The sequence below is a fragment of the Stenotrophomonas sp. TWI587 genome, from assembly GCF_039674145.1.
GTDB lineage: Bacteria > Pseudomonadota > Gammaproteobacteria > Xanthomonadales > Xanthomonadaceae > Stenotrophomonas > Stenotrophomonas maltophilia_AY.
Window position 1 is genome coordinate 160,833 of sequence record NZ_JBDJMW010000003.1, and the last position, 18,586, is coordinate 179,418.

The 18,586-nt window shown below is 67.8% G+C and carries 16 protein-coding genes; 6 read left to right on the top strand and 10 right to left on the bottom strand.

Going from position 1 to position 18,586, the window contains the following annotated elements:
* Positions 1 to 30: 30 nt before the first annotated feature.
* The 6 genes from ABE464_RS06380 to ABE464_RS06405 all read right to left on the bottom strand — a co-directional run bounded on the left by ABE464_RS06380 (position 31) and on the right by ABE464_RS06405 (position 7,300).
* Positions 31 to 2,511, bottom strand: coding sequence for a DNA topoisomerase I (locus ABE464_RS06380; RefSeq protein WP_346471250.1), 2,481 nt, complete (start codon positions 2,509 to 2,511; stop codon positions 31 to 33).
* A gap of 195 nt (positions 2,512 to 2,706) precedes the next feature.
* Complete coding sequence (locus ABE464_RS06385; protein ID WP_346471251.1) at positions 2,707 to 3,615, bottom strand: RDD family protein; 909 nt, start codon at positions 3,613 to 3,615, stop codon at positions 2,707 to 2,709.
* A gap of 45 nt (positions 3,616 to 3,660) precedes the next feature.
* A complete protein-coding gene (locus ABE464_RS06390) occupies positions 3,661 to 4,401 on the bottom strand; it encodes a pilin (RefSeq protein WP_346471252.1) in 741 nt (246 codons plus the stop codon).
* Positions 4,402 to 4,439: 38 nt separating this feature from the next.
* Positions 4,440 to 4,913, bottom strand: coding sequence for a DUF494 family protein (locus ABE464_RS06395; RefSeq protein ID WP_088433666.1), 474 nt, complete (start codon positions 4,911 to 4,913; stop codon positions 4,440 to 4,442).
* A 42-nt stretch (positions 4,914 to 4,955) separates the two neighbouring features.
* Entirely contained in the window at positions 4,956 to 6,095 is a 1,140-nt protein-coding gene (gene dprA / locus ABE464_RS06400) for a DNA-processing protein DprA (RefSeq protein ID WP_346471253.1), read from the bottom strand.
* Positions 6,096 to 6,169: 74 nt separating this feature from the next.
* Positions 6,170 to 7,300, bottom strand: a complete 1,131-nt coding sequence (locus tag ABE464_RS06405; protein WP_346471254.1) for a LysM peptidoglycan-binding domain-containing protein — start codon at positions 7,298 to 7,300, stop codon at positions 6,170 to 6,172.
* A gap of 126 nt (positions 7,301 to 7,426) precedes the next feature.
* Here ABE464_RS06405 and def point away from each other — a divergent pair, with 126 nt between their 5' ends.
* The 5 genes from def (at position 7,427) to ABE464_RS06430 (ending at position 13,393) form a co-directional block, all read left to right on the top strand.
* On the top strand, positions 7,427 to 7,939 hold the full coding sequence (gene def / locus ABE464_RS06410; protein ID WP_346471255.1) for a peptide deformylase: 513 nt from the start codon (positions 7,427 to 7,429) through the stop codon (positions 7,937 to 7,939).
* 99 nt (positions 7,940 to 8,038) lie between these two features.
* Positions 8,039 to 8,962 (top strand): methionyl-tRNA formyltransferase, encoded by a 924-nt coding sequence (gene fmt, locus ABE464_RS06415; protein ID WP_346471256.1) that lies wholly within the window; start codon positions 8,039 to 8,041, stop codon positions 8,960 to 8,962.
* Position 8,963: 1 nt separating this feature from the next.
* On the top strand, positions 8,964 to 10,307 hold the full coding sequence (gene rsmB, locus ABE464_RS06420; protein ID WP_346471257.1) for a 16S rRNA (cytosine(967)-C(5))-methyltransferase RsmB: 1,344 nt from the start codon (positions 8,964 to 8,966) through the stop codon (positions 10,305 to 10,307).
* Between the two features lie 26 nt (positions 10,308 to 10,333).
* Complete coding sequence (locus ABE464_RS06425; protein ID WP_346471258.1) at positions 10,334 to 12,055, top strand: glycosyltransferase family 39 protein; 1,722 nt, start codon at positions 10,334 to 10,336, stop codon at positions 12,053 to 12,055.
* A gap of 36 nt (positions 12,056 to 12,091) precedes the next feature.
* Complete coding sequence (locus ABE464_RS06430) at positions 12,092 to 13,393, top strand: O-antigen ligase (protein WP_346471259.1); 1,302 nt, start codon at positions 12,092 to 12,094, stop codon at positions 13,391 to 13,393.
* Here the strand turns inward: ABE464_RS06430 and ABE464_RS06435 are convergent.
* The gene (locus ABE464_RS06435) at positions 13,378 to 14,196 is read right to left on the bottom strand and encodes a glycosyltransferase family 2 protein (RefSeq protein ID WP_346471260.1); all 819 of its coding nucleotides are present in this window, start codon (positions 14,194 to 14,196) and stop codon (positions 13,378 to 13,380) included. The genes ABE464_RS06430 and ABE464_RS06435 overlap by 16 nt on opposite strands.
* Between ABE464_RS06435 and ABE464_RS06440 the strand changes: the two genes are divergently transcribed.
* A complete protein-coding gene (locus tag ABE464_RS06440) occupies positions 14,195 to 15,253 on the top strand; it encodes a CDP-glycerol glycerophosphotransferase family protein (RefSeq protein ID WP_346471437.1) in 1,059 nt (352 codons plus the stop codon). The genes ABE464_RS06435 and ABE464_RS06440 overlap by 2 nt on opposite strands.
* 9 nt (positions 15,254 to 15,262) lie before the next feature.
* Here the strand turns inward: ABE464_RS06440 and ABE464_RS06445 are convergent, their stop codons facing one another.
* The 3 genes from ABE464_RS06445 to ribA form a co-directional block, all read right to left on the bottom strand.
* Complete coding sequence (locus tag ABE464_RS06445; RefSeq protein ID WP_346471261.1) at positions 15,263 to 16,780, bottom strand: PH domain-containing protein; 1,518 nt, start codon at positions 16,778 to 16,780, stop codon at positions 15,263 to 15,265.
* Positions 16,777 to 17,277: a PH domain-containing protein gene (locus ABE464_RS06450; RefSeq protein WP_346471262.1), complete on the bottom strand. Its 501-nt coding sequence runs from the start codon at positions 17,275 to 17,277 to the stop codon at positions 16,777 to 16,779. Before ABE464_RS06450 ends, ABE464_RS06445 begins: the two co-directional genes overlap by 4 nt.
* Before the next feature lie 110 nt (positions 17,278 to 17,387).
* On the bottom strand, positions 17,388 to 18,521 hold the full coding sequence (gene ribA / locus ABE464_RS06455) for a GTP cyclohydrolase II RibA (RefSeq protein ID WP_346471263.1): 1,134 nt from the start codon (positions 18,519 to 18,521) through the stop codon (positions 17,388 to 17,390).
* Positions 18,522 to 18,586 lie beyond the last annotated feature (65 nt).

Here is an 18,586-nt window from a genome sequence, read left to right on the forward strand (position 1 = left end):
TCCCGCCGTGGCGGGAGGGGTCAACCAGACTCAGCTGGCAGCGACCTTCTTGACGGCCTTCTTCACGGCTTTCTTGGCCACCTTCTTGGTCGCTTTCTTCGCCGTGGCCTTCTTGGTGGCGGTCTTCTTGGTCGCTTCGCCAGCGGCGGCTTTCTTGGCCGGTGCCTTCTTGGCCACCACCTTCTTGGCGGCCTTCTTGCCGAAGCCCTTGCGTACCGGCTTGCCGGTTTCTTCCATCAGCTTCTGCACTTCTGGCAGGGTCAGCGAGGCCGGCTCGCGATCCTTCGGGATCTTGCCGTTCATCTTGCCATCGCTGATGTACGGGCCGAAGCGACCATTGAGGACCTGGATCTCGCTGCCCTCGAACTCCTTGATGATCCGGTTGCGCGCGATCTCTTCCTTCTCTTCGATCAGGAACACGGCGCGGGCCAGATCGATGGTGTAGGGGTCGTCTTCCTTCTTCAGCGAGGCATAGGTGCTGCCACGCTTGGCGAACGGACCGAAGCGACCGATGCCGACGCTGACGTCCTCCTCCTTGTCCTGGCCGAGCGCACGCGGCATCAGGAACAGCTCCAGCGCGTCTTCCAGGGAGATGGTGTGCATCGACTGGCCGGGGCGCAGCGAGGCGAACTTGGGCTTGTCCTCGGCGTCCTCGGCGGTGCTGCCGATCGCCGCGTACGGCCCGAAACGGCCCAGGCGCACGCTGACCGGCTTGCCGGTCTTGGGATCGGTGCCGAGCTCGCGCGCGCCACTGGCCTCGGCGCGGTCGACCGATTCGTTCTTTTCGCCGACCAGCTTGTGGAACGGCTCCCAGAAGCGTGCCATCAGCGGGATCCAGTCTTCCTCGCCACGCGACACCGCATCGAGCTCATCTTCGAGCTTGGCGGTGAAGTCGTAATCCACGTACTGGGTGAAGTGGCTGGACAGGAACTTGGAGACAGCACGGCCCACGTCGGACGGGCGGAAGCTGCGGCCTTCCATCTCCACGTACTTGCGGAACAGCAGGGTCTGGATGATCGAGGCGTAGGTCGAGGGGCGGCCGATGCCGTACTCCTCGAGCGCCTTGACCAGCGCCGCTTCGGTGAAGCGCGGCGGCGGCTGGGTGAAGTGCTGTTCGGCCAGGATGCGCTCGAGCGGCACGCGGTCGCCGGGCTTCATCGCCGGCAGCTTGCGGCCTTCATCGTCATCCTCGGCACTCTTGTTGTCCTTGCCTTCTTCGTACACGGCCAGGAAGCCGGGCACGACCACGGTGGTGCCGCTGGCGCGGAACACATGCTCGCTGCCGGCCGACAGGTCCACGCTGACGGTGTTGAGCGTGGCCGGGATCATCTGGCAGGCGACAGCGCGCTTCCAGATCAGCTCGTACAGCTTGCGCTCGTCATCGGTCAGGAAGCGCGCCACCTGGGCCGGTGTGCGCAGCGCCGAGGTCGGACGCACGGCTTCGTGCGCTTCCTGGGCGTTCTTGGATTTGGTCTGGTAGGTGTTCGGCTGGTCCGGCAGCGAGGCGATGCCGAAGTCGCGCGCGATCACGTCGCGGATCTCGGCCAGCGCGTCCTGCGAGAGGTTCACCGAGTCGGTACGCATGTACGAGATCAAGCCGACGGTGCCTTCTTCCTCACCGATCGCCACGCCTTCGTACAGCTTCTGTGCGACCTGCATGGTCTTGCGCGTGGTGAAGCCCAGCTTGCGCGAGGCTTCCTGCTGCAGCGTGGAGGTGGTGAACGGCGGGGCCGGGCGACGCTTGCGCTCCTTGCTGACCACGTCGGTGACGTGCAGGGCGCCCTGGGCGGCCTGTTGGATGCGCATGCGCGCGGCCTCGGCGGTGTCGCCGTCGGTCACGGTGAACTGTTCGAACTTCTGGCCGTCCAGCTTGATCAGGCGCGCATTGAAGTGCTGCGAAGGATGCGCGCACAGCGCATCGATGCTCCAGTACTCGCGGGCGATGAAGGCTTCGATCTCTTCTTCGCGCTCGACGATCATGCGCAGTGCCGGGCTCTGCACGCGGCCGGCGGACAGGCCGCGCTGCACTTTGCGCCACAGCACCGGGGACAGGTTGAAGCCGACCAGATAGTCCAGCGCGCGGCGCGCCTGCTGGGCATCGACCAGGTCGCCGGCGATCTCGCGCGGGTGACCCATCGCTTCCTTGATCGCGCGCGGGGTGATCTCGGTGAAGACCACGCGCTGCATCGGCTTGTCCTTGACCAGCCCGCGCTCGCGCAGGATCTCGGCGATGTGCCAGCTGATCGCTTCTCCCTCGCGATCCGGATCGGTCGCCAGGAAGATGTCGTCGGCGCCCTTGGCGGCCTTGACGATGGCATCGACGTGCTTTTCGTTCTTCTCGATGAGGTCGTAGCGCATCGCGAAGTTGTTGTCGGGATCGACCGCACCTTCCTTGGGCACCAGGTCACGCACATGCCCATACGAGGCCAGGACGGTGAAGTCCTTGCCGAGGTATTTGTTGATCGTCTTGGCCTTGGCGGGCGATTCGACGATGAGCAGGTGCTTGGGCATGGCGTCAGGATTCTATGGGCAGGGCCCCGGGGAGGGCCGCTAGGGTGGAGCAAATGGCCGCATTAGTGAAGCGGCGCGGGCGATATACATAAACCGAACGCCCGGGGGTGGGCCGGGCGTTCAGCTTTCTTGCCTATTAGTGGAATCACGCCGGGGCCGCTCGTGTCAAGCGGCCCGGTGTGAGGATTGCCCGGTTCAGGACATCGACGCGATCACGCCGATCATGGCCAGCATCACGCCGAACAGGGCCACCACGGCCAGTGCGGCAATCACCAGGATCACGATGGTGACCGTGCCCAGACCACGCTGCTGAAGCTCCGGATGCTCGGTGAACGCCCACTTGTCGACCACCAGGGTGTCGCACATCATGTCGTGGAGCGCCTGCTTGCGCTCGGTGAAGGCCGCCATGATGAAGCCGATCATCAGAATCAGGCTGCTGACGATGGTGGCCAGGTAGCGGCAGAACGCCCGCAGGAAGCTGATGCGCTCGCCGTTGCCGCGCACGACCTTGATGCCGACGGCCATCTTGCCCAGCGTGGCACCACCGCGCGAGGCGTGGAAGCCGGCGTAGTAGCCGATGCTGATCACCATGCTGAGCAGCATCACCACCAGCGTCAGCGCGACCTGTACACCTTCGTTGCCGGAGCTGACCCCCATCACGTTGATGATCATGCTCAGCGGCAGGGTGACCACGGTCAGCAGGATGTAGTCGATGAAGTAGGCCGCGTAACGCTTCCAGAAGCCGGCATAGACCACGTCCTGGCCGCTGACCACGGCCGTGCTGGCATAGCCGGTGGCTGCGGCAGGTGCGGTGTACGGCGAGTAGGTGCCGCCACCGGTGCCCGGCAGCGGCGCGGTGCCGTTGTCGATGGCGGTGTAATCGCCGCGCAGGTCGATGCCATTGCCGACCGTGCTGGCCGCGCTGGCCAGATGCTGCAGCTGCAGCTCATCGACGGCCTCGGACAGCGGTGCCCACTGCGCGAACCCTTCCCGCCACACCAGCGTGGTCAGGGCGATCTCACCCTGCTGGAAGCGCTGGCGCATATCGTCTGCGCTCAGCGGTCCCTGACGTTCCTGGCCATCGGCGAAATACCACTCAGTCATTGCTTCAATCCCCTGTTGGGTGCATCCATGGACGTGTGTCCGTTATCAGCCGCGGCAATCCAGCGGCAGGTACGTGTCATCAGGCTCGCCACTGCATGTCCAGTGCTGTTGCTCGCCGTCGTAATCCAGCCACAGCAGCTTGCCGTCCAGCGAGGTGCTGCCCGGCACGGTCAGTTCGGCTTCGACGCCGCAGTGGCCATTGTCGAAACGACCGATCCGCACAGCGCCGACCGCACCAGCGGCGTAGCCTTCGGCCGGCTGGAAACCCTCGTCATCGTTGACCGGGCAGCGGCCATGTTCGCTGGCGAACTCGGCCACGGCGGACTTGATCGGGGCCAGCGTGGCGAGCGCCTCGGTGGTCTTGCCACGCGCGACATAGTCGCGGTATGCCGGTACCGCTAGCACCGCCAGCACGCCGCCGACGATCAGCACCAGCACGGCGAACACGGCCGCGATGATGCCCACGATCGCACAGCCGCTCAGGCCCTTGCGGGGCGGCGGCACGACGGTAGGGTCGATGCTCGGAGCGGGCGTGATGGGCGCGGCTGGCAGTGCCGGCGGGACAGCGGGATCAGACGTAATCGCCTCCACCGCCTCGGCGGCAGGAGCGATGTCCAAACCGATCTCAGCCGCCACGGATTCCAAGGGCTGCCACTGCGCCATGCCGTCGCGCCACACCAACGTATCCAGTGCGATGCGGCTGGAACGGTAGAGCGCGATCAACTCGTCAGCAGGCAGCGGACCGCGCTGCTGACTGTTTCCTTCTGCAAAGAACCACTGGTCCACCGGCCCGCTCCTGAATGCGCAAGGCGCTCAGTGTAAGGTCAGTGGAGCGGTTCCGGTTCGTCCACGAACATCTGGGTTTCCATCCAGGCGTACGCGGCTTCGGCCCCGGGCTGGTTGAACAGCACCATCAGCACGACCCATTTGAGGTCGTCCAGGTCCAGTTCGTCCTGGTCCAGCGCCATCGCGCGGTCCAGCACCAGCTCACGCTGGCTGGCATCGAGGATGCCGTGTTGTTCCAGGAACATCAAAAAGCCACGGCCTTCCACGTCGAGCTTGTCCAGCTCGGGCCCATGGAAAATCCGCACCGGGCCATTGACGCGGCCCAGCACCACGGCCGGGCGCTGCTCGGCGAGCGCGTCCAGCCAATCGAAGGCTTTGTTGATCTCGGTGGGGCTGAAGCCGGCCTGGATCAGGCCGTTCTGGAGGGAGTCGCGGTCGCGGATGAGATCCGCGTCTTCGCTGAAATAGTGTTCGAACAGGTACAGCAGGACATCCAGAATGCTCTCTTTCATTGCCCCTCGGCCTGCGTCAACGACGCTGTGGAGGTGAAGAAACTAGGGTTTTCGACAGTAGCGACCATAGGCGGCCATTACCTTTCCATCCAGTTCCATGACCAGCAGCATGGCCGACAGCTGGGCCGCCGTCAATCCGCTGCGCTGGATCAATGAATCCATACCCGTTGGGTCGTCATCCAGGGCTTTCCACAAGCACTGGTAGTCCGGGTCGGTGTAGGAGGGGGCGCTCTTGAGCGCCGGTCGTGCCTGTTCAGTGGGGGCGTCCAGCCGGCTTCGCAAGGCCCCGGCCAGGGTCTGGGCCAGCGCGGTCAGGCCGGTGGTCACCTCGGCCGGTTCTTCCACCAGCGCCGCCCCCTGACGGATCAGACGGTGGCAGCCGCGGGCACGCGCGTTGCGGATCGAGCCGGGCAGGGCGAACACCTCCCGCCCTGCCTCGGCGGCGCAGCGGGCGGTGATCAGCGCGCCGCTGCGCTCGGCGGCCTCGATCACCAAGGTGCCCAGGCTGAGCCCGGCAATGATCCGGTTGCGCGCGGGAAAGTGCGCCTGGATGGCCGGCATGCCCGGCGGATACTCGCTGACCACCGCCCCGTTCCCCGCGATGCGGCCATGCAGAGCGGCATGTTGGCGCGGATAGGTCTGCTCCAGGCCGGTGGCGACCACGGCAACGGTCATTCCGCCTGTCACCTGCAGCGCGGCATCGTGGGCCTGCGCGTCCACACCGGTGGCCAGCCCGCTCACCACCGACCAGCCGTCGAGGGCCAAGGCCGTCGCAAATGCGTGCGCGTGTTCCCGGCCGCCGGGAGTCGGCGAGCGGCTGCCGACCACGGCCACCGCGGGATGCCAGAGCCGGGCCGGCTCTCCATCCACGAACAACGCCAGGGGCGGCTCGTCGATCTGGGCCAGCAACGCCGGGTAGTCGGGATCGGTCAGGCCCAGAAGGTGATGTTGATCCTCGGCCAACCACGCCAGGCCACGCGCGAGATAGTGTTCGTCCGGCAACGCCAGCCGTGCGCGTTGCGCGGGGGTGCAGCCGGCGGCGCGCCAGGCACTTGGACCCGCCCGCAGCGCGGCCGCCGCATCCGGAAATGCCCGGAGCAGGCGCAGACGGGGTGGCAGGGTACCGCCGGCAAGAACCAGGGTGAGCAGGGCGGTGGACGTCGCAAGGCAGGGAATCGGCATCCCGACAGCCTGGGACGCAAACGACGACGGCGCCCTAGGGCGCCGTCGGATGGCAGGGTAGGACTCTGCCGCGGTTACTTCGTATCGGGATGCAGTGCCGAATACCCGACCCTGACCGGCTTCACCCCTTCCATCACCAGCGCATAGCTGACGTTCTCGAAGGTGCGGAACACCATCGCATGGGCGGCGTACTCGTCCGGCAGGGTGACCCGGCCGGCACCGCTGGTCAGCGCATCGTCCATCCGCGACGAGTTCGGGTAGTCCATGCGGTGCGCCACATGACGGCCCTGGCGCCACAGCGAGAACACCGTGCCGTTGTCCACTCCATTTGCGCTGCCGGCGGAAATCGCGATCACGTCGCGCGGGCCGCCCGCGGTGAAGGTATCGGCCACGGCCAGTACGCGGACGTCCAGATCGGCGGTCTGCGGGGCGGGCACGTGCGGCACGAACTGCAGATCGTACGGGCGGGCCTCGACTGGGACCAGACGGTCGCCGGCGCGGACTTCACGGCCATCGACCTGGCCCTGCAGAACCAGCGAGGTCACCTCGACATTGCCGCTCTGCACCCGGCTCACCGTGCCGACATTGATCTGGGCCAGCTCGTAGCCCAGCGTCTGGTGGCGCTTGCTCGGGACGATGAAGGTCTTCCAGACGTTGCCGCTGCCGGGCGTGGTATCGCCCCGGGCGTTCAGGTCTTCGGTCGGCTTGGGCAGGGCGTATTGCACGGTCGGGCGGACCACTGCGTAGCGCTGGCCGACCTGGGCATTCTCCAGGCCCCGCACATAGGCGGTCTGGCCGGTGGTGGCGCGCAGGCGGTTGTCTTCCAGATTGACCACGTAGGGCAGCGACTTGACCTCGTCGACCACGCTCAGCTGCTTCAGGAAGGGCTCGACCTGCTCCAGCGGGACGCCGTTGATCGGGGCCTCCCGGCGCGGGCCGGGCTGGGCCACGACGCGGTCCAGATAGGCCAGGCTGAGCACGTCACCCGGGTAGATCAGGTGCGGATTCTTGACCTGCGGGTTGGCCTGCCAGATTTCCGGCCACAGCCAGGGCTTCTGCAGGAAGCGCGCCGAGATGTCCCACAGCGTGTCCCCTTTGCGCACGACATAGGTATCCGGGTGCCCGCCATTCATTTCCACGGCGGTAGCATAGGTAGCGACGGTCAGCATCGCTACGGCGACGACCGTACGAGTTCGTTCAAACATAGATGTGGTGCCTGATTCCCCAACAGGTTCGCGCACTATAGTCCAGAAACCGGGGCGCGGGGCAAGCGTTGGCGATAGAATCGCCCTGTACGCCGCTTCGACCGGCGCCCCCTACCGGTATTTGCCATGGCCCTCCTGCCCATTCTCGAATTTCCCGATCCGCGCCTGCGCACCAAGGCCGCGTTGATCGATGCAGCCGACGTGACCGCGCCGGCGTTCCAGACCCTGATCGATGACATGTTCCAGACCATGTACGACGCCCCGGGCATCGGCCTGGCCGCCAGCCAGGTGGACGTGCACAAGCGCTTCATGGTGATCGACGTCAGTGAGGAGAAGGACACCCCGATGGTGTTCATCAACCCGGAGATCGTCGCCAACGAAGGCGGCCAGGTCTACCAGGAAGGCTGCCTGTCGGTGCCGGGCATCTTTGCCGATGTCACCCGTGCCAACCAGATCACCGTGCGCTTCCTGGACCGCCACGGCGTGGCCCAGGAGCTGACCACCGACGGCGTGCTCGCCGTCTGCGTGCAGCACGAGATGGACCACCTGGACGGCAAGCTGTTCATTGATTACCTCTCCCCGCTCAAGCGCGAGATGGTGCGCAAGAAGCTGGCCAAGCAGCGCAAGCACGTTGCCTGAGGTGATTGCAGCGACCGCCGCGCGGGCTGACCGCGCGACGTGTGCTGTCGCGCGGCGCCGGACATCGGCGCCGTTTTACGTTCTGTTAGTGGGGTCGCCATGAAGATTGTCTTTGCCGGTACGCCGGCGTTCGCCGTGTCCTCGCTGCGTGCCGCAGCCCGCCACCATGAAGTGGTCGCGGTGTACACCCAGCCTGATCGGCCCGCCGGCCGCGGCCGTGGCCTGGCGCCCTCGCCGGTCAAGCTGGAAGCGATCGCGCGCGGCATCCCGGTGTTCCAGCCGGAAAGCCTCAAGACCCCCGACGCCCAGCAGCAGCTGCTCGACCTGCAGCCGGATCTGATGGTGGTGGTGGCCTATGGCCTGATCCTGCCCAAGGCCGTGTTGGCGATCCCGACCCACGGCTGCTGGAACGTGCACGCCTCCCTGCTGCCGCGCTGGCGCGGTGCCGCGCCGATCCAGCGGGCGATCCAGGCCGGCGATGCCGAGACCGGCGTGTGCCTGATGCAGATGGAAGCGGGGCTGGATACCGGTCCGGTACTGCTCAAGCAGCACCTTGCCATCGGTGCCAACGACACCGGCGGTCAGCTGCACGACCGCCTGGCCGCGCTCGGTGAGCAGGTACTGTCCGATGGCCTGGGCCTGCTGCGTGCCGGCATCAAGCCGATCGCGCAGCCGCAGCCCGAGGCGGGCGTCACCTACGCGCACAAGCTGGACAAGGCCGAAGCCCGCCTGGACTGGTCCGGCGATGCCCAGGCGCTGGCCCGTACCGTGCGCGCCTTCAACCCGTGGCCGATCGCGGAGGCGACATTGGCCGGCGAGCGCGTCCGAATCCACGGTGCGATCGCGCTGGAGGACAATCAGGGCAAGGCGCCCGGCACGCTGCTGGCCGCCTCGCGCGATGGCATCGACATCGCCTGCGGCCAGGGCGCGCTGCGCCTGCGGGTGCTGCAGCGTGAGGGTGGCAAGGCGATCACCGCCGCCGACTACCTCAATGCCCGTCGCGATCTTGGCGTGGGTGCCTGAGATGACCAACGCGCGCCCCGGCAAGCCTGCAGGCCCCTATACCGCCCATACCGCCCCCGGCGTGCCGACCCGCGTGCTGGCCGCGCGCGTGCTGGCCCAGGTGATCGGCCGCGGCCGTTCGCTCAAGGCCGAACTGGCCACCGCCCTGCCCACCCTGGACGACAGCCGCGACCGCGCGCTGCTCGAGGCGCTGTGCTTTGCCGTGCTGCGGCGCCGCGCGGCCTATGACGCCGCACTGGCGCAATGGATGCCGCGGCCGCTGAGCGTGCGCGAGGATGAACTGCGCGCGCTGCTGCTGGTGGGTTTTGCCCAGCTCGATGCGCTGGAACTGCCTGCCCACGCGGCGCTGTCGGCCACGGTCGATGCCGCGCGCGCGATGGGTCGTGACCGCCAGGCCGGCATGGTCAATGCGCTGCTGCGCCGCGCCCAGCGCGAAGGTATCCCGGCGTTGCCCGCGCGCGATGCGTTCCCGCTGTGGATGGCCGAGAAGATCGAACAGGATTGGCCCGAGGAGGCTGACGCCGTATTCGCCGCCAGCCTGCAGGCCGCGCCGCTGTGGCTGCGGGTCAACCGCCAGCACAGCAGCCGCGATGCCATGCTGCAGCAGCTGGAAGCCGCCGGTATTGCGGCAGAGGCGTCGGCCATCGGTGCCGATGCGATCTGCCTGCCGGTGCCGGTGGCTGTCTCCGCGTTGCCGGGTTTCGCCGACGGCGCGCTGTCGGTGCAGGATCTGTCTGCCCAGCAGGTGGCCGATGCGCTGGCACCGCGCCCGGGTTCGCGGGTGCTTGATGCCTGCGCCGCACCGGGCGGCAAGGCCGCACATCTGCTGGAGCGCGATCCCACCCTGCAGCTGTTGGCGCTGGACATCGATGCGCGCCGGCTCAAGCGGATCAGCGAAACGTTCGTGCGTACCGGCGTGGGCCAGAATGCGAAGGTACTGGCCGGCGACGCGACCGATCCGGCCAGCTGGTGGGACGGGCAGTTGTTCGACACCATCCTGCTCGATGCCCCCTGTTCGGCCACCGGCATCATCCGCCGCCAGCCGGACGTGCTGGCGCATCGCCGCGCGACCGACATCGAGGCGCTCATCGCCTTGCAGGCACGCTTGCTGGATGCCTGTTGGACGATGCTTACCCCGGGTGGAACCCTGCTGTATGCGACATGCTCGATCCTGCGCGATGAAAACCAGTTCCAGGTGGAAGCCTTCCTGCAGCGCACCCGTGATGCCGGCTTCCTGCCGCTGGGCGAGGCGTATGGCCACGATTCCTGGGCGGGGCGCCAGCGCCTGCCGGGTGAGAACGGTGCTGACGGCTTCTTCTACGCGCGTCTGTTAAAGAAGGGCTGATCCGAACCCGGCTAGAATTCCGCCCCATGCTAAAAAACCGCGCATCCCGAGAGTTCTGGCTGCTTGCCCTGATGGCCCTGCTCGTTCTCGGGGCTGGCCTGGGCATGCGTGACCCGTGGCCGTCCGATGAGCCGCGCTTTGCGCTGGTCGCCAAGCAGATGGTGGAGAGCGGCGACTGGCTGTTCCCGCATCGCGGCACCGAGCTGTATTCGGACAAGCCGCCCATGCTGATGTGGTCGCAGGCGACCTTGTACACGTTGATCGGCGACTGGCGCGTGGCGTTCCTGTTGCCCTCGTTGCTGGCCGCGCTGGGGACCCTGGCCTGTGTCTATGACCTTGGCCGCCGCCTGTGGACACGGCGGGTCGGGTTGTACGCGGCGTGGGCGCTGCTGTTCGCGCTGCACTTCACCTTCCAGTCCAAAAAGGCCCAGATCGATCCCCTGGTGGTGTTCTTCATCACCTTGGCCAACTACGGCCTGTTGCGGCATCTGCTAAGTGGGCCGGCGTGGCGATGGTGGTGGCTGGGCTGGTTCGCCGCCGGGCTGGGGGTGATCACCAAGGGCGTGGGGGTGATCGCGCTGCTGATGATCGTGCCGGCCGCGGTGGCATCACTGCTGGGCTGGCCGCGGGTCAAGCTGCACATCCGTGACTGGCGCTTCTGGGTCGGTCCGCTGGCCTTCGTGCTGGCGATTGCGTTGTGGCTGGTGCCGATGGTGGTGACCGCATTGGGCAGCGGCTCGACCGAGTACCGTGCCTACCTGGATGACATCCTGTTCCGGCAGACCGCCAAGCGGTACGCGCAGTCCTGGGATCACCACCAGCCGTGGTGGTATTTCCTGGGCACGATGCCGTCGATGTGGATCCCGGCTTTCCTGGCGATTCCGTGGGCGATTCCGGCCTGGCGCCGGCGTCTGCAGCGCCGCGATGCGCGCTACCTGCTGCCGTTGGTGTGGTGGTTGCTGATCGTGCTGTTCTTCTCCATCCCCAACGGCAAGCGCGACGTCTACATCCTGCCGGCGCTGCCGATGTTCTGCCTGGCGCTGGCACCGCTGCTGCCGGGGCTGCTGCGCAAGCGCGCGTTCCAGTGGCTGCTGGGCGGTTTCGTCGCGCTGCTGGCGCTGGGCCTGCTCGGCATCGGCATCTCGATGTTGCTGGGACAGCCGGGCTTCGAGCGCAAACTGATTCTGGATCGGGGCATTGATACCGCGGTGACCTCCGGCCTGGGCTGGGTGGCAGTCGCGCTGGGCAGTTGGGCGGTGCTCACCCTCTGCGTCGCCGGCGTGCGGCGCTTCCATCTGGCGGTCGTGGCGACGCTGACCATGGCGTGGGTGGCGTTCGGGCTGATCGGCTACCCCCTGTTCAACGACTCCAGTTCCGCGCGGGGCCTGATGCACCAGGTCGGCCAGCGCATCGGCCCCGATGCCGAACTCGGCCTGGTGGCCTGGAAAGAGCAGAACCTGCTGATGGCCGACCGTGATGCGGCCACCTTCGGGTTCAACCGCCGTTGGGACCGCCAGCTCGCCGATGGCGTTGCCTGGCAGGCGGCGTTGCCGCAGCAGCGCTGGCTGCTGGTGCAGGAGGACGCGCTGCTGGCCTGTGTGGACCGCACCAGCGCCGAGCTGGCCGGGGTCGCCAACCGTCGTCGTTGGTGGTTGGTAAGGCCGGGCGACATCCATGGCCCCTGCGTAGCCAGTGCCGAGGAACAGGCACGCGAGCGTGCGCTGCACCGGATCGACGGCGATGAATGATCTCTGCACTGCTGCGTGTGGTAATCGAGGTTGGCAATGACGTTCTCCCCTGCATCCGAGCCGGCTGCGCCTGTCTCCCTGCCGCCGCTGCAGGGACGTGCCGGCGTGGCCCATTGGATCGCCACCGTCGGCCTGTTCTGCATGCCGGCGCTGGTGTTGACGCTGCCTCAGAACCTGCTGCCCTACGGGATCCTGTTGCTGCTGAGCACGCTGCTGGCGCCGGACTACCTGTGGCGCGCGCGGGGCGTGGCGGGGCGCCCCGTGAAGGTGTTGACCTGGTTGATGCTGGCGGCGATCGGCTTCGCGCTGCTGTCGATGTACCTGTTCGAGCAGGGGCTGCGTGATATCGACAACCGCTCGCGGTTCGTGGTGATCCCCTGGATCGCGCTGTGGGTGTGCGCATTGCGCCCGGACATCCGGTGGCTGTGGGCAGGCGCGCTGGCCGGCCTGATCGGCACGATGGTGCTGTCGATCCTGCAGGTCGCCGGCGGCGCACCGCGTGCCGACCTGAATACCAACGCCATCGTGCTGGCCGACATCGTGCTGGTGCTGATGGTGCTGCTGGTGTTCTGCCGGCCGCACCAGCGCTGGACCTGGGTGATCGCGGGCATGGTGGCCGGCTGCGTGACCATCGTGCTCAGCGGCAGCCGGGGTGTCTGGCTGGCGTTGCTGGCGTTGCTGGTGGTGATGGCAATGAGCCTGCGCTGGCGAACCGGGCCCGCGCGCCTGGGCGTTCTGCTGGCCCTGGTGGCGATTGCCGGCACCTTGACCCTGACCATTCCCAGCCTGCGCGAGCAGGTCCGGCTGACCGAGCTCAAGCACGACGTGGTACGGATGGAGCGCGGTGACAGCGATTCCTCGGCCGGTGCGCGCGTGGAGCGGTTGCAGGTGGCCTATGAGACCTTCCTGGACCACCCGTTGACCGGCGTGGGCATCGGCCATTTCGACAGCGCGATGCAGCGGCTGCCGGTCTGCCGGGACGATCCCAGCGAGCTGCGCTGCCATCTGGGCCACGCGCACAACGATCTGGCCGAGTGGGCCGCGACCCAGGGCGCACCGGGCCTGCTGTTGCTGCTGGCCATCTACGGCGTACCGCTGTGGGTGTTCACCGGCCTGCACCGGCGCAGCGGCGAGCAGACCTTCCGTGGCCCGGCCGCCGCCGGGATCATGGTGGTGGTGACCTATGTGCTGTGCGGGATCACCCAGTCGATGTTCGCGCACCAGATCACGGCCAGCTTCTACGTCACCATCGTCGGCCTGCTGGCCGGGCTGTCCATCGTCCAGGGCCATACGCGTCGTCTGGCGGTGGCGCGGGCCAGGGCTCAGCCGCCGCGCTGATCCCGCGGTGGGTCGGTGACCGGCTGCCCGTTCTGCAGCATCCACAGCATGATGGTCTTCTGGCGCACGTAGTTGGCGCGGACATAGGCATAGACCAGCCCGTGCCAGCCATCGCGGAAGCCGCCGCGCAGCAGCAGTCCACGCCAGAACCGCCACGCCGGGGCCAGGATCAGCTTGGGCAAGGTGGCGCGCTTGCCGCGTGCGAACTCGTGCTCGGCCATCATCCGCGCGTAGCGCTGGGTCTTGAGGAGCTGCTGCTCCAGCGAACGGTAGGGGTAATGGATCAGATCGCCACGCAGGGTGCCGACCGCGCCATCGACACTGGCCGCCTCATGGATCTCGCGCTTGCCGCGCCAACCGCCCTGGCGGCGGTCGAACAGGCGCAGCACCCGGTCCGGGTAGGCGTTGCCATGCTTCAGGAACTTGCCGAAGTACTCGGAAAGCCGCGCGAACCGGTAGCCGTGGTGGCCGGCGAAACCGTTGGCCTGGGCGGACAGAATCGCCTCACGCAGGGCATCGCTGATGCGCTCATCCGCGTCCAGGCACAGCACCCAGTCATGCGTGGCCTGCTCGACGCAGAACGCCTTCTGGCTGCGGAAACCATCGAAAGGGCGTTGTAGTACCCGGGCGCCGGCGGCCGTCGCGATCGACACGGTCGCATCGGTGGACTGCGAGTCCACCACGACGATTTCGTCGCAGAAGGCCAGCGAGGCCAGACAGTCGCCGATGCGGTCGGCTTCATTGAACGCGATAATGCAGGCCGAAATGCGAGGCCGTTCAGTGGGAGCGGTCGAGGAGGACATGATGGCCGAGTACCTGCTGTTTGCGACGGAGCGTTATGCGCTGCCCATTCTCGCCCCTCTGGCGCAGGCGTTGCACGCATCCGGTCAATCGGTGTCGGCCTGGTTCGCCGATGGCGCCGCCGGCGCGTCGCTGCCCGGCGTGCCCAATGTGGGCCTGAAAGACGCGCTGGCACTGCGCCCGCGCGCGGTGTTCAGCGCCGCCAACTGGGTGCCGCCGTTCATTGCCGGGGCCAAGGTGCAGGTCTTCCACGGCTTCAATGTGCAGAAGCGCGACAGCGCCCGCGGCCACTTCCGGGTGCGTGGCCTGTTCGACCTGTACTGCACGCAGGGCCCGGCCACGACCACCCCGTTCCGCGAGCTGGCCGCGCGCGAGGGTCACTTCGCCGTGGCCGAGACCGGTTGGCCCAAGCTGGACCCGCTGTTCCGCGATGACGGTGGCTTTAGCGCGGGATTGCGCGTGCCTGCACAGGACCGCCCGGTGATCCTGTTCGGCTCGACCTTCACCGAGCGGCTGAGCGCCGCGCCGCACCTGTACGAGCAGATCGCGGCCGATATCGCCCGCGGCGAGCACTATTGGCTGCTGACCCTGCACCCCAAATGCGCTCCGGAGCTGTTCGAGCGCTACCGCGCGCTGGCCGGCGCGAATGCGCGCTTCATTGAGCCGGAACAGGTGATGGCCGCGCAGCGCGCCGCCGATGTGCTGGTCTCGGACACCTCCTCGATCGTCTCCGAGTTCATCGTGCAGCACAAACCGGTGGTGACCTTCCGCAACCGGGTTCCGCAGCCGCACATGATCGATTTCGACGATGCCCCCCAGTTGCCGACGATGCTGGCTCAGGCGTTGAATCCCGCCCCGGCGTTGATGGCCGAGATCCGCCGCTACGCCGATACCATCCACCCGTTCCGCGATGGGTACTCCTCCGAGCGGGTGATCGCGGCGACCGAGGACTTTCTGTCCGGTGAACTCGGCACGCTCAAGCGCAAGCCGTTCGGTGCGTGGACGCGCGGTCTGCAGATCCGCAAGGATCTCGGGTATTGGGGGCCGGCCAAGCGGTAAGGCGCTCTCCTACCAGCGCAGGCGACGCTTCGCCAACGCGCGGCCCAACTGTTCGTACACCGCACGCGCCTCCGCCTCCGGCAGGTACTGCAGCACCAGCGGCGTGCCCAGGCTTGCCCCCGCGGTATCCAGCCACACGCTGGCGGTGCCCAGCCGGCGGTCCAGCGGCGAGCGGGTCAGGCGCAGTGCCTGCAACTTGTCCAGCTCGGCAAAGCGCCACCAGCGCTGCCACCAGCCACCGCGCACGGCGACGTAGTCGTCATCCAAGTGATAGCCGATGCGGGCCATCTGCCGATGCGCGCGGAACGCCGACCACGGCAACCACAGCAGCAACACCGCGCCCCACGGGCCGCCGTACCAGATCGCGCCTGCGGTCAGCAGCGGCACGATGCACAGCGCGCCCAGGCACAGTCGCCACCAGCCGTGCATCTGGACCGGCTGCCAGCGCGCTGGCGGCCACTGCAGGTGCGGCAGCAGATGCTGGACCAGCCCATCGCACACGGCCGGCGTGGCCAGCGGTGCGAGCTCGCGCAGGTCGCGGCGCTCGCCTTCGCCGGGGTTGCCGGCAGCGATATCGATACGCAGTTGCCGGCGCTGGAACCAGCGCTGCAGCGCGCTCTCGCGCAACGTCCACGCCTGGATACGGCGCCGCGCCACACTGGTGCGCATGCGGGTCAGCAAGCCGCTGGCCACGGTCAGCCGGCGCTCGTGCTCACTGAGCCGGAAGCCGTAGTAACGCAGCAGCGCGAGCACCACCGACAACACCCGCAGCATGACCCAGAAGCCCACCACGGCGACCACGGCGGCCATCGCCCACAGCCACATCCCGGGGTGCAGGTGGCTGGCATAGCCGAAGGCCTGGCGGCCGCCGGCTTCGATCACATCGGAGACGCTCCCGCGCGGAAACAACTGCACCATCGCGCCCAGCACCGCCACCACCACGACCCAGCCGCGGTTGGAGAGCAGGCCGATACGCACCACCTCGCCGGGGCTCAAGGCGAGCAGCACGTCTTCGGCAGGCTCGGTGATGGGCGCCTCACCCTCGGCCGTGACCGGCGCGGCTTGGCCGCGCTGGCGCACCAGGCGCTCCAGTGCGAGGGCCTGGTCGAGCTTGAGGACCCGCATCTCCGCCTCGGGGCGATTCCCACCGGCCGATTCCAGCTTCAGCTCGGCCACGCCGAACAGGCGATGCAGCGGGTTCTGATGGACCACCACGTTGTGGATGCGCGCGAAGGGGATCTCGCGCCGATTGCGCGCGAACACACCACTTCGCACGGTGATCGCGGTGGTTCCGATCCGGTAGCGATAGGTGAGGTACTGCAGGACCGAGAACGCCACCAGCGCCACCACCGCGATCACCGGGCCGAGTGACAGCCACAGCTCATCGCGATCGCCGCGCTGGCCGAACACCACCAGCGCGATCAGGGGCACCAAGCCTTGGCGCAGCTGCATCAGCAGCACGAACAGCCATGACCAGGGATGCAGCCGCTGCTCCGGCGCGGCGTCAAGCGGCGGCGGGGTACTCACAGCGCGTCGTCGTCCTGGTCCAGCTGGTGCGCGAGGGTGTCGCGCAGGTGTTCGGCATCGGCGCTGTCCAGGCCGCTGAGCGTGACGGCGCTGAAGCGGCTGCCGGCGGTATGCACGACCAGCGTGCTCAATCCCGCGCTGCGTTCCATCGGGCCACGGCGCAGATCCAGGTGCTGCACGCGCGAAGTCGGCACGCGGGTTTCGTTCTGCCAGAGCAGGTCACGGCGCAAGCCGAGGCCTTGCGCGTCGAGCCGCCAATAGGTGCGGCGCTGACGACGGAAGGCGAGTGCGGCACCGACCAGCGCGCCGATCACGAGCATGCCGGCCGCACCCCACCAGCGTCCCGGCAGATCGAACACCACCCACAGCACGCCGAGCACGCCGCCGAGCAGGAGCGCGCCTGCGATCGCACCGCCAAACGCGGCCAGTGAGGCCGAACGCAGCGGCATCGCCTGCCAGTCGGGGGCGGCCGGCAATGGCGGCAGGGGCGGCGGCATGGGAGTGTCGAGGAGTTCGGACAAGGCAGGGCGCTCGGCTGGGAAACGGGCCGGGCGCATGCGTACAGGTGCAACCGCCCGTGGCGCAGACGGTAGCAGGTTGCCGTGGGCTATTGCGCGGCCTGGATCAGTGCGTCCACATCGAGCAGGTGGCCCGCGCGTTCGGCCTTGGTACGCAGGTACTGCTCGTTCTCGGCGGTGATGTCGCCGGTAACCGGCACGCACTCCACGACATCGATGCCGGCATTGCGCAGGCGCTGGGCCTTGGTAGGGTTGTTGCTGAGCAGCTGCACACGGGTTACGCCCAGCCCTTGCAGCATCGCCACCGCACTGCCGTAGCGGCGCTCATCGGCACCGAAGCCGAGCTGGGCATCGGCGTCGATCGTGTCCAGGCCATCGTGCTGGTAGCCGTAGGCGCGCATCTTCGCGGCGATGCCGGTACCACGGCCTTCCTGGTCCAGATACAGCAGCACGCCGCCGCCGAGCTCCTTGAGCTTGCGCAGGCCGCGCCGCAATTGGTCGCCGCAGTCGCATTTGAGCGAACCGAACAGATCCCCGGTCAGGCAGGAGGAATGCACCCGCACCGGCACCACGGCCGACAGATCCGGGGTGCCGACGATGATCGCGACCTGGTCGCGCTGGGCCACGCCGCCGCGGAACACCGCGAATTCGGTCATGCCGACCTCGCGCAGCGGCACCGGCGAGCGGGCCACCAGCTCATACGCGTGCGCGGCCTGCTCGGCACCCTGGCTCAGGTCGCACAGCGAGACCTGTGCGCAGCCATCAAAGCGTCGGTCATCGGCGTTCAACAGCACCCCGACCATCGCCGGCAGCAGCAGGCCGAGGCGGGCAATCTCCACGGCGCCATCATCCAGCGCCTCGCCACCGGTCCAGCCCGGCGGCATCGCGCCCGGATCGCGCAGGTAGCTGAGCGAGGGCAGGGCATCGAAGTCGATCCCGGCCAGCGGCACGCGCGCGCCACGTTCGGCACTGACGCCGAGCACGCGGGCGCGGGTGGCGGTGAGGAACAGGTAGTGGCGCTCTTCCGCGGCCGAGGCGAAGGCGGTGAAACTAGTGCGGGTGCTGCTGTCCAATGCGATGAAGGCCAAGCGCTGGCCGTGGCCATCGTCGATCACCACCGGGCGACCGGCACGCAGTTCGGCCACCGCGCGCTCGCAGCGGATCGCGGCCGGATCGCCGAACAGGGAAGAAGCAGGGGACATGGCAGGGGCCGTGGGGGACATCGTGGTTTCCACAGTGGGGACGGATCGCGGCGATTCAATCGCACCAGGGGCGCGACGCTGCGTCG

Coding starts and splice junctions, on each gene's coding strand:
- ABE464_RS06430 (WP_346471259.1), top strand. CDS start 12,092: ATGACGTTCTCCCCTGCATCCGAGCCGGCTGCGCCTGTCTCCCTGCCG.
- ABE464_RS06440 (WP_346471437.1), top strand. CDS start 14,195: ATGATGGCCGAGTACCTGCTGTTTGCGACGGAGCGTTATGCGCTGCCC.
- ribA (WP_346471263.1), bottom strand. CDS start 18,521: ATGTCCCCCACGGCCCCTGCCATGTCCCCTGCTTCTTCCCTGTTCGGC.
- ABE464_RS06405 (WP_346471254.1), bottom strand. CDS start 7,300: ATGTTTGAACGAACTCGTACGGTCGTCGCCGTAGCGATGCTGACCGTC.
- rsmB (WP_346471257.1), top strand. CDS start 8,964: ATGACCAACGCGCGCCCCGGCAAGCCTGCAGGCCCCTATACCGCCCAT.
- def (WP_346471255.1), top strand. CDS start 7,427: ATGGCCCTCCTGCCCATTCTCGAATTTCCCGATCCGCGCCTGCGCACC.
- ABE464_RS06425 (WP_346471258.1), top strand. CDS start 10,334: ATGCTAAAAAACCGCGCATCCCGAGAGTTCTGGCTGCTTGCCCTGATG.
- ABE464_RS06450 (WP_346471262.1), bottom strand. CDS start 17,277: ATGCCGCCGCCCCTGCCGCCATTGCCGGCCGCCCCCGACTGGCAGGCG.
- ABE464_RS06435 (WP_346471260.1), bottom strand. CDS start 14,196: ATGTCCTCCTCGACCGCTCCCACTGAACGGCCTCGCATTTCGGCCTGC.
- ABE464_RS06385 (WP_346471251.1), bottom strand. CDS start 3,615: ATGACTGAGTGGTATTTCGCCGATGGCCAGGAACGTCAGGGACCGCTG.
- fmt (WP_346471256.1), top strand. CDS start 8,039: ATGAAGATTGTCTTTGCCGGTACGCCGGCGTTCGCCGTGTCCTCGCTG.
- dprA (WP_346471253.1), bottom strand. CDS start 6,095: ATGCCGATTCCCTGCCTTGCGACGTCCACCGCCCTGCTCACCCTGGTT.
- ABE464_RS06380 (WP_346471250.1), bottom strand. CDS start 2,511: ATGCCCAAGCACCTGCTCATCGTCGAATCGCCCGCCAAGGCCAAGACG.
- ABE464_RS06395 (WP_088433666.1), bottom strand. CDS start 4,913: ATGAAAGAGAGCATTCTGGATGTCCTGCTGTACCTGTTCGAACACTAT.